Source organism: Streptomyces sp. AC512_CC834 (genome assembly GCF_019049325.1).
Taxonomy (GTDB): Bacteria; Actinomycetota; Actinomycetes; order Streptomycetales; family Streptomycetaceae; genus Streptomyces.
In genome coordinates, this window is the sequence record NZ_JAGMUO010000056.1 from 1 (window position 1) to 9950 (window position 9950).

General features: G+C 73.0%; 10 protein-coding genes and 1 pseudogene. 5 read left to right on the forward strand and 6 right to left on the reverse strand.

The window, feature by feature from the left end; translation table 11 throughout:
• The first annotated feature begins 117 nt into the window (after window positions 1–117).
• Both KUM40_RS20705 and KUM40_RS20710 read left to right on the forward strand, forming a co-directional pair.
• On the forward strand, window positions 118–651 hold the full coding sequence (locus tag KUM40_RS20705; protein WP_217167512.1) for a GNAT family N-acetyltransferase: 534 nt from the start codon (window positions 118–120) through the stop codon (window positions 649–651).
• Window positions 652–655: 4 nt separating this feature from the next.
• Complete coding sequence (locus KUM40_RS20710) at window positions 656–889, forward strand: DUF2277 domain-containing protein (protein WP_217167513.1); 234 nt, start codon at window positions 656–658, stop codon at window positions 887–889.
• A gap of 361 nt (window positions 890–1250) precedes the next feature.
• On the opposite strand, the gene KUM40_RS20715 is transcribed toward KUM40_RS20710, so the two are convergent.
• The 4 genes from KUM40_RS20715 to KUM40_RS20730 all read right to left on the reverse strand — a co-directional run bounded on the left by KUM40_RS20715 (window position 1251) and on the right by KUM40_RS20730 (window position 5281).
• On the reverse strand, window positions 1251–1889 hold the full coding sequence (locus tag KUM40_RS20715; protein WP_217167514.1) for a DedA family protein: 639 nt from the start codon (window positions 1887–1889) through the stop codon (window positions 1251–1253).
• Window positions 1890–2150: 261 nt separating this feature from the next.
• Entirely contained in the window at window positions 2151–2606 is a 456-nt protein-coding gene (locus KUM40_RS20720) for a DoxX family protein (RefSeq protein ID WP_217167515.1), read from the reverse strand.
• A gap of 295 nt (window positions 2607–2901) precedes the next feature.
• Window positions 2902–4548: an alkaline phosphatase D family protein gene (locus KUM40_RS20725; protein ID WP_217167516.1), complete on the reverse strand. Its 1647-nt coding sequence runs from the start codon at window positions 4546–4548 to the stop codon at window positions 2902–2904.
• 88 nt (window positions 4549–4636) lie between these two features.
• Complete coding sequence (locus KUM40_RS20730; RefSeq protein WP_217167517.1) at window positions 4637–5281, reverse strand: HNH endonuclease family protein; 645 nt, start codon at window positions 5279–5281, stop codon at window positions 4637–4639.
• 435 nt (window positions 5282–5716) lie between these two features.
• On the opposite strand from KUM40_RS20730, the gene KUM40_RS20735 reads away from it, so the two are divergent.
• Together KUM40_RS20735 and KUM40_RS20740 are read left to right on the forward strand one after the other, a co-directional pair.
• The gene (locus tag KUM40_RS20735; RefSeq protein WP_217167518.1) at window positions 5717–6298 is read left to right on the forward strand and encodes a TMEM165/GDT1 family protein; all 582 of its coding nucleotides are present in this window, start codon (window positions 5717–5719) and stop codon (window positions 6296–6298) included.
• Window positions 6299–6675: 377 nt separating this feature from the next.
• On the forward strand, window positions 6676–7341 hold the full coding sequence (locus tag KUM40_RS20740; protein WP_217167519.1) for an HAD family hydrolase: 666 nt from the start codon (window positions 6676–6678) through the stop codon (window positions 7339–7341).
• 82 nt (window positions 7342–7423) lie between these two features.
• Here the strand turns inward: KUM40_RS20740 and KUM40_RS42465 are convergent, their stop codons facing one another.
• Complete coding sequence (locus KUM40_RS42465; RefSeq protein ID WP_217167520.1) at window positions 7424–8671, reverse strand: peptidoglycan-binding protein; 1248 nt, start codon at window positions 8669–8671, stop codon at window positions 7424–7426.
• A gap of 174 nt (window positions 8672–8845) precedes the next feature.
• Between KUM40_RS42465 and KUM40_RS20750 the strand changes: the two are divergent.
• Window positions 8846–9133, forward strand: a pseudogene (locus tag KUM40_RS20750) (EmrB/QacA family drug resistance transporter); the annotation flags it as partial.
• Between the two features lie 60 nt (window positions 9134–9193).
• Here the strand turns inward: KUM40_RS20750 and KUM40_RS20755 are convergent.
• Window positions 9194–9694 carry a GNAT family N-acetyltransferase gene (locus KUM40_RS20755; protein WP_217167521.1) on the reverse strand — a complete coding sequence of 167 codons (501 nt, stop codon included), beginning with the start codon at window positions 9692–9694 and terminating at the stop codon, window positions 9194–9196.
• Window positions 9695–9950: the final 256 nt, after the last annotated feature.

Sequence of the window (9950 nt, forward strand, 5' to 3'; positions counted from 1 at the left end):
CGGTCAGACAGAACAGCAGGAAGACAACCCAGCAGGGCGTCAGTCAGACCCCGAGCCATGACCGCCGGAACCTGAGTATCAGCATCAGTGTCAGACCCCTGCCCTACGGTGAAGAACATGGACGGTGTCGACGAACGGACCGGAGCGGGCGGGGAGCGGGTGTGCCTGGTTCCCTGGGCAGAGGGGGATCTGTGGCTGCTGCGCAGGACCAACAGCCCGGAGATGACCGCGCACCTCGGCGGCCCGGAGACCGAGGAGCAGCTCACGGCCCGGCACCGGCGGTACGTGGAGCCGGAGACGGGGCGGATGTACCGGGTGACGCTGGCGGACGGCGGCGAGACCGTCGGCTCCATCGGGTACTGGCAGCGGACCTGGCAGGACACCGAGGTCTGGGAGACCGGGTGGGCGGTGCTGCCGGAGTTCCAGCGACGAGGGCTCGCCGTACGGGCGGCCCGTGCCCTGAGGGAAGCGGCCCGCGCCGCCGGGCCCCACCGGTATCTGCACGCGTTCCCGAGCGTCGACCACGCCGCATCCAACGCGGTCTGCCGAGGGGCGGGGTTCACCCTGCTCGGACAGGCCGACTTCGAGTATCCGAAGGGCCACTGGATCAGGTCGAACGACTGGCGGGTCGACCTGGAGAGAGGAGACTGACGTCATGTGCCGCAGCATCAAGACACTGCGTCCGCCCGCGCTGGCCGAGGAGGCCACCGAGGACGAGATGAGGGCCGCCGCCCTTCAGTACGTGCGCAAGGTCTCCGGGTTCCGCGCGCCCGCCGCGCACAATCAGGAGGTCTTCGAACAGGCCGTCGAGGCCGTCGCCGAGGCCACGGCCGAGCTGCTGGCCGGCCTGGAGATACGGGGAGGCGCCGCCGCACGACGGGCCTCCTGACGCCGACCGGTGCCGCCGCGCCCCCGTCCTCGACCATTGCCGGGTGCCGGGTGCCGGGTGCCGGGTGCGGGCTGTCGTGCTGCCGTGGTGGAGGTGTCCGGCGGGTCGCTCGCCACGGAGTCGCCGCGCACGCCTATGGCGTATGTGCTGAGGCCTGGCCGCTCCCAGCGCACACGCCGGGTGGGGCGAGACCGTCGCGTGCGGCGCGGCTCTCGTCCTGGCAGGCTTCCGCGTGCCGTCGGCCCTCGGGGTGCAGCGGTGGCTTCACCCTGGCCGAGTGACCATGTCGCCCGTCGCCCAGTCGCCGAGTGGTGTCACCGCCGCCTCGCGGCTCTCCGCGCGCGCCCCAAGGCCTTCGCGGCTACGACGCCTCAGTCGTCCGGGGCTGGCGTCGCATCAGGTAGGCCGCGCCCGCCCCCGCGCCGAACAGCGCCACCAGCGACACCGCCGTCGCCAGCCAGGTCGCGCCCAGCCACTGACCGCCGAAGTAGCCGAGGGCGACGCTGTAGGCGGCCCAGGCCAGCCCGGCGAGGGCCGACCAGGGGAGGAACTCGCGGATCCGGCGATGGGCCGAGCCGGCGACGAGCGAGACGACCGAGCGGCCGGCCGGGGCGAAACGGGCCAGGACGACGAGGGCGCCGCCGCCGCGGGCGAGGGCACCGCCGAGACGTTCCTGCGCGGTGGTCAGCCGCCGGGAACGGGCGATCGCGCGGTCCAGTCGTTCCCCGCCACGCCAGGCGAGGCGGTACACCGCAAGGTCGCCGATGACGGACGCCGTCGCCGCGCAGAGCGTGAGGACCAGGATGTCGGGGACGTCCTGCGGCACCCGTCCGGCAGCCGCCGCTCCCGAACCCGCGGCCGCCGCCGTGGCCGCCGTGATCACCAGGACACCGCTCGGCAGCACCGGCAGAAAGATGTCGAGGAGCACCGAAACGGCCACCAGGGCATAGATCCACGGGCTGCTGACCAGCGACCCGATACTTCCCAGACTCTCGACCACCACAACTCCCCGTTACTCCCCCGTGGGCCAGACCATGCCGCGAGACGCGGGGACGGCAGGAGCGGCCGATGACAGCCATACAGCGTACGCCCGGGGTGTGACAGTTGGTTCACAGGGGGCTTGTGTGTTCGGGTACGGGGCGTTCACCCCAGTGGTGTCTTCACGCGTACTCGTGAAACACGTGCTCGCGAAGCACGACAGCGGTGCCCCCCGTCCGGGAGAGCACCGCCCACCGCGCAGGGCACCGCTATGACGGTCCGGTCAGGCGGCGACCGGCGTCTGCCGCTCCGGGGCGGTGCGCTCCTGCTCGGACGTACGCCGGGCGAAGAGCCGGTCCAGGCCGAAGGCGCCGGAACCGGTGAAGGCGAGCAGCAGGAAGGCCCAGCAGAACATGGCGGGGGCCTCGCCGCCGTTCTCCATCGGCCACAGGGCGCCCGGCTGGTGCACCTTGAAGTACGCGTACGCCATCGAGCCGGAGCAGATGATCGCGGCCGGGCGGGTGCCGAGGCCCAGCAGGACGAGGCCACCGCCGACGAGTTGGATCACGGCCGCGTACCAGCCCGGCCAGGTGCCGGCGTCGATCGTGCCACCGGTTCCCGAGGCGCCGCCGAGGACGCCGAAGAGCGAGGCGGCGCCGTGGCAGGCGAAGAGCAGGCTGACGACTATGCGGAACAAGCCGAATACGTAGGGCTGGGCGCTGTTGAGGCGTCCGGACATGTGGGGGTGCTCCTTCGGTCGGCCGGCCGGGGTGGGGCCGGTGGGGGACGGAACCGAGTGGGCCGCCCACGTTAGGTGAGCCTAATGAGTGCTTGCAAGTTCAACATTTGGCCATAGCCTGACGTGCAGGCACCTTCCTGCCGCAGTCGCCGTGCCAGGTGGGAGCGCTCCCATGCCTGCGGCGCGGGCCGCTGGTGTGTCTCAATTCATACCCGTCCTCGCTACCGGTCCATGCCGGTCCATGCCGCTCGATCCGGGCCCGCGCCATCCGGGCCCGTGCCGGGCGTACGGCCGCCTACGTCAGCTCGCGGTCCGTGACCGTCCGCAGTGCGGTCGTCCCGGAGCGGTCGGTCCGGGCCTGTTCCAGGCGCAGCCGCGCCGACCGTCCCCGCAGGGTCAGCGTCATGAGCTGGTTGCCGAACCAGGGGCCGCCGGTCCTGCGCCAGCTCACCGCCGACGGCGCACAGCGTCCGTGCCGGGCGATGCGCCGCCCGAGGGCACGCGCCGGAGCGCTCCAGCCGAAGCGGAAGCCGAGGCGGATCGAGAGCGGCACGGAGTTGTGGACGGGGGAGCAGGTCAGTTGCGCCACCCGCGCGTCGGGCGCACGCCCCGGCCAGGACGGCTCGGCCACGTAGGCGTGGTGGACGTCGCCCGACAGCACGCTCACCGTCGCGGGCGCCCCCGGCCCGGAACCGGCCTCGGCGATCAGGTCGGCGAGGGCGTCGAAGGACGACGGGAAGGCGGCCCAGTGCTCGAGGTCGGCCCCGCGCCGGATCCGCTCCCCGCGCCGAGCCCAGCGCGCCCCCCGTTCGCCGCCGCACATCGCGGCGTTCCACGTCTCCACGTCGTGCACCAGGTGGGGCAGCAGCCAGGGCAGGGAGGTGCCGATCAGCAGGTGGTCGTAGGAGTCCCGCTCCTCGTCGCGCCCGTCCAGGATCTGCTCGCGCAGCCAGGCGGCCTCGCCCGGGTCGAGCATCGTGCGGTGGTCCTCCTCCAGGACGCGGGCCGCGCGGGAGTCCACCATCAGAACTCGGGTGCGGCCGAAGTCGCGCCGGTAGCTCCAGCGGACGGAGGCCGGGTCGGCGTCGGCCTGCTTGGCGAAGGCACGCAGGGCGTCGGTGCCGTCGGAGGTCTCACGGAGGGCGGCGTAGAGCGGGTCGGCGGCCAGCTCGTCCGGGGAGAGGTTCCCGAGCTGCTGGTACACCCAGTAGGACATCAGCCCGCTCAGCAGTCGCTCCTGCCACCACTCCGTGGCCCGCATGTCGGCGAGCCAGGCCGCGGAGGTGTTCCAGTCGTCGATGACGTCGTGGTCGTCGAAGATCATGCAGCTTGGCACGGTGGACAGCAGCCAGCGCACCTCGGGGTCGAGCCAGGACTCGTAGTAGAGGCGGGTGTACTCCTCGTAGTCGGCGACCTGTTCGCCGGGAGGTTCGGCCAGGTCGCGGCGGCCGGCGAGCCATTGGCGCGTGGCGTCGGAGACCTCGTCGGCGTACACCTGGTCGCCGAGCAGCAGGAGTACGTCGGGTCGCTCGCCCCCGGGGTCGGCCGCCATGCGGGCGGAGAGGGTGTCCAGGGCGTCCGGGCCCACCTCGTCCTTGCCGCCGGCGGGCGGTGCGGCCCAGCGGCAGGAGCCGAAGGCGACGCGCATGCCGTCGGCGTCCGTGGGCGTGGCGATCACCGAGGGCGGGAAGGGCGAGTCGGGCGGCGGCCACACGCCCGCCCCGTCGAGGAGCACCTCGTACGCCGTCGCCGTACCGGGGGTCAGGCCGCTCACCGGGACCAGGGCGTAGTGGTGGCCCGCGATCTGGAAGGTGCGGGCCGTGCCCCGGGCGCCGTCGGCGCAGCGCACCTCGGCGGTGCAGGGGCGGTTCGTCTCCACCCAGACGGTCGCGCACGAGCCGTCGGTGTACCTCAACAGTGGGCCCAGGCGCAGTCCGGTCATGATGATCCCCTCCTCCGTCGCACCGTACGGTACGGAACGACGGAGGCCGGCGGGGTGGTTCCGCGCCGAACAGTTGATGGACGGGGCGTCAGCAGTTCGCGAGGTAGCCCTGCAGGGCCGACTTCTCCGCGGAGTCGACCGCGAGATCGTAGTAGTACTTCACCTGGACCCAGGCCCGGACGTACGTGCAGCGGTAGGCGCTGCGCGAGGGCATCCAGGTGGCCGGGTCCTGGTCGCTCTTGGACTGGTTGACGTTGTCGGTGACCGCGAGGAGCTGGGGGCGGGTCAGGTCGTTGGCGAAGGACTGGCGCCGCGAGGTGGTCCAGGAGTCGGCTCCGGAGTCCCAGGCCTCGGCGAGCGGGACGAGGTGGTCGATGTCGACGTCTCCGGAGGCGGGCCAGGTGGCGCCGTCGTAGGGGGAGTACCAGCTTCCGCTGGTGGCGGCGCAGGAGGAGTTGGTGACGACGTCCGTGCCGTCGCGCTTGAGGATCGTCTCGCGGGTGTTGCAGGAGCCGGACTGGGTGATCCAGTGCGGGAAGAGGTCGCGGTCGTAGCCGGTGCGGTCCTCGGTGGCCACCGTGAGGGAGGCGAGGTAGCCGCGGGCGGTGGCGGCGCTGACCGGGGTGGGGAGGGCGGCGGAGGCGGCCGGGCCGTTGAGGAGCCCGGCGGAGGCTATGAGCCCGGTGAACGCGGCGAGGAAACCGAGGCGTCGACGCGCGTAGAACTTCGGCATGCGAACTCCCTGTGGGTGTGGGGGTGTTGGGACGCGGGCAGGGGAATGCTCGCGACGCCGCATGGCGCACAGATGTGCGGTCGGTAAGAAGCTAGTGACGTGTGCATGGCACGTCTATACGCGTGACGGGACTTTCGGCCCTCGGAGCCGGTCGCCGGGTTCGCGTACTATGGACGGCGCAGAAGGGGAGTAGCTCTTCGCCGGGACCGTCGACATACTGCTCAGCTCGTCTGAGCCGGCACCCGGAGGCAGGCCTCGCACGCGAGGCCGGCCAGCGAGACCTTCGGCAAGCAGTGCACGCCCGTGCCGTACGGCAGGGGTGGATACGTGTGCTGCCGTGCCGAGGTGTCGCGCGACGCGACGCGGACGTGGTGAAGTCCGCGGGAAGCGGGAATCAGCACTCTCGGCGGGGCGGCCCCGACCGATTGAGGAACCTTGATCAGCCTGACCGTGACGGCGCTCGTCTTCGGTGTCGTCTTCCTCGCCGAACTGCCGGACAAGACCGCGCTCGCCGGCCTCGTCCTCGGCACCCGCTACCGCGCCTCGTACGTCTTCGCCGGCGTGGCCGCCGCATTCCTGCTGCACGTCGTGCTCGCCGTCGCGGCCGGCAGTGTGCTGACCCTGCTGCCCCAGCAGATCGTGCACGCGGTGACCGGTGTGCTGTTCCTGGGCGGCGCCGCCGTGCTGCTGATGAAGAAGGACGACGAGGACGAGGAGATCCGCAAGCCGGAGGACCAGTCCTTCTGGAAGGTCGCCGGGGCGGGCTTCATGCTCATCCTCGTGGCCGAGTTCGGCGACCTGACGCAGATCATGACGGCCAACCTCGCGGCCCGCTACGACGACCCGCTCTCCGTCGGCCTCGGCGCGGTGCTCGCGCTGTGGGCGGTGGCCGGGCTCGGCATTGTCGGTGGAAAGGCCCTGATGAAGCGGGTGCCGCTGCGCCTGATCACGAAGGTCGCGGCGCTGCTCATGCTGGGCCTGGGCGTGTGGAGCCTGTGGGAGGCGATCGCCGGCTGATCGTCGGCCGGTGGCCGGTGGCCGGTGGCGGGTTCGGTGGCGGGTCTGGTGACGGGCTCGGTCGCGGGTCCGGTGGCGCACCGGGTGGCGGGCCCGGTCGCGGGTGCGGTGCCGCGCCCGGTGGCTGGTGCGATGGCAGGTCCGGTGCCGCGCTCGGTGGCGGGCCGGGTGGCGGGCCCGGTCGCGGGCCCGGTCGCGGGTCCGGTTGGTGGGTGTGGGGTGGCGTCGGGGTTGAACGGTGGGTGAATGTCCGGGTGGCCCGGTGGCGCGATGCCCGGTTGGTTTTGTACCGTGGGTGAACAAAGTGGCTCCCGTCCGTTCTCCCTGACCGGCGGGCGGGGCCGCCTTGCTTCCTCCCCGCGCCTTGGAGTCTGCCGATGACGGCCACCGCCACCACCGTTCTGCCCGCCCGTGCCCTGCTGCTCGACATGGACGGCACCCTCGTCAACTCGGACGCCGCCGTCGAGCGCGTCTGGCGGCGCTGGGCCGACCGGCACGGGCTGGACGGCGACGAGGTCATGAAGGTCGTCCACGGGCGCCAGGGCTACGCCTCGATGGCGCTGCTGCTGCCGGACCGGCCCATGGAGCACAACCACGCCGACAACACGCGCATGCTCGCCGAGGAGACCGCCGACACCGAGGGCGTCGTCGCGATCCCCGGGGCGGCCGGCTTCCTGGCCTCACTGCGAGGCCTGCCGCACGCCCTGGTGACGTCGGCCGACGTGGCGCTGTCCACCGCGCGGATGGCCGCCGCCGGGCTCGCGCAGCCCGACGTCCGGGTCACCGCCGAGTCGGTCGGCGCCAGCAAGCCCGACCCCGAGGGCTTCCTCAAGGGCGCCGCCGAACTGGGCATCGCCCCCGCCGACTGCGTCGCCTTCGAGGACTCCGGCGCCGGCATCACCGCCGCGCGCGCCGCCGGGATGCGGGTCGTGGGGGTCGGACCGCGCGCCGGGTTTCACGGGCCGGACGTGGTCGTGGAGGACCTGACCCGGGTGCGGGTGGCGGCCGACGGGGACGGCGGGCTGCGCCTGCACATCGGCTGACGGCCGCCCTACGGGCTCCGGCGGCGTCCACCGCCCCCGCAGGTCCACCGCCCCTGCGGCCCTCGCGGCTGCGGCTCCGCGGCTACGGCTCCGGTGTCTCCGACTCGAGTCTGCGCCGGGTGTCCGGTCCGTAGACGCCGAGTTCGTCGGAGTAGATGCCCCAGCGCCACTGGTAATGACGGACCGATTCCTCGACCTGGCGGTCGTAGTCGCCGTCGATGTCGCCGTAGTAGAACTCCGCGTCCCTCAAGCGCTGCTGGAGTTCGACGACCTCCGAGCCCCGGTCGCCGCGGCGCAGCGTGGGGCCGCCGTCACGGTCGGGGTCGTCGTCCTCGGACTCCTGCGGGGCGTCGTCGGCGGGCGCGGTCGTGGTCTGCGTCGGCCCGGCCGACCGGGACGGTGTGGGCGATGCGCTCGACGCCGACGGGGACGGCGAGGCGGAGGCGCTCGCGCCCACGGACGCCGACGGGGACGGGGACACGGAGACGGAGGGAGACGCGGAAGGGGACGACGGGGCGGAGGATGTGCTGGCTTCGGCGCTCGGCGAGGCCGTGTCGGTCGACGGGGCCGGCACGCCGGCCCGGACCTCGTCCGGCATCGCGCCGTCCCGCGACGGGGTCTCGTACGAGAACAGCCCGCTCGCGAATCCCGCCGCGCCCACCACGACCACGACCGCTCCCACGGCGCTCAGCAGTACGCCCTTGCGTCGTCTGCGCGGCGGCCGTTCGCCGTCGTCGCCCGCACCGCGCACACCGTCCGGGCCCGTGGCCACGGACGGGAGGCGCGCGGTGGCGGAGGACTCGAACAGGCGCAGGTCGTGTGTGCTGGGCGAGCCGGTCGGGGCAGCGAGGGGCGTCGGCAGTACGCGGTCCGCTTCCGTGCCCTCGCCGGTCGCCGCTCCGGGCGCCGCTATGGCCGGATCGGCACCGGCAGCGGCAGCGGCAGTGGATCCAACACCGGCGTCGACAGCGCGCAGTGTCATGGTGGCCTCCGGGTCCGCGTCCGGGTCTGGGGCCGCGTCCGGCGTGGGCGTCCCAGCCTCCGCCCCCTGCCCGGCCCCAGCCGCAGCCGCAGCCGATGTCGCACCCGACGCATCTGCCGCCCTCGTCGGCTCCCCGGCCGCCCCGTCCAGCTCGACGTACGGTCGTATGCGCAGCGGATCGAAGTCCTCCGCCGCTGCCACCTGGGCCGTACGCGCGTCGCGCAGGGCTTCGGACGCCCGGGTTCCACAGGCGCAGGACGGTGTGTTGTCCACCGCCCTGGGTGTGCCGCACTCCGGGCACGAGGCCCCCGCAGGCTGCTCCTGCGACGGCTCCTTCTGCTGTTCCACGCCTTCGTCCCTCCCCTCGTCCCTCCCTTCGCGACTCCCCTCGCGAACTCCAGAGATTATGCAGATCTTCTCCACACTTCCGCGCACACGCCCCCGGAATGCGGACTTCCGCAGGACTGAAAGGGTCAAGTCCGGTCACACCGACCAGGATGGATGTGCCCGACCGCACCCGCGGCGTCGAGCTGGATGCTGCTGCGGGTCAGGAAGTACGGCAGGGTCGAGCCGGCCGTACTGGCGGAGCGCAGCCCCGTCCCGCTGGCCACCGTGATGGTGGCCGCCCGCGAGGTCGCCGAGCGGCTGGCGCCGGCCCGGGAGGAGTCGCTCGCCGAGCTGCTCGGCGACTGGTGGGGCCCGGACCGCCCCACCGACCTGGTGCACCTCGTGCGGGAGCTGACCGGCGAACTGTGCGGCTCGGAGCGGGGGCGCCCGCACGAGGCGCGCACCCCGGCGCGGACCGGCTGAGCCCCGTACCCCGTGCCCCGTGCCGGGAGGCCTGTGCCCCGTGCCCGTGCCCCCGCTCCGTCAGCCGTCGCGTCGCAGCCGCTTGACGAACCAGTGCTCGGCGTACGGACTCTCGTTGTACGCCTCGGTCTCGGTGTAGCCGAGGCGTGCGTACAGGGCACGGGCCTCGACGAGGTCGCCGCGCGTGTCGAGGACCATGCGCCCGGCCCCGAGCGCCCGTGCGGCGTCCTCGGCGGCCGTCACCAGCAGCGCGGCGCCGCCCCGGCCGCGCATTCCGCCGTACAGGAACACCCGGGTCAGTTCCGCGGTGGTGTCGTCCAGCAGCCGTACGCCGGAGGTGCCGGCCGGTTCACCGCCGTACCGCGCGACCAGCAGGCGCCCCCGGGGCGGTACGAGGTCGGCACCGGAGTGTGCGGCGATCTCCCGCTCCAGCTCGCCGGGGTCGGTGGGCCGGCCCTCGTGCAGCCGGTACCAGCGGTCGCTGACCTCCGTGTAGTACGCGCGCCACAGGGCGGCGGCGACGGGGGAGTCGTACGGTTCCGGGGCGACGGTCCAGGTCATGTCCGGCATTGTCGGGAGGGGACCGGTGGGGTGTGCAAGCGCATTTTCCCACCGATGCGCCCTCGGTGCACGCCGAGCGCCGTTTGAGCGCGGACTCCGGGGCAACCCGAAGGGCGAACCGGCCCGCTCGGAGAGCCGGCAGGGCCGAAAACCCGGAAGGTAGAGTCGGCGCGGAGCGCGGTACCGGTGTTGCCACCGACCCGTTTCTCCGCGCCGCTCACCGAACCCGGCGTGCGCCTCTCAACGCACCGGGCTC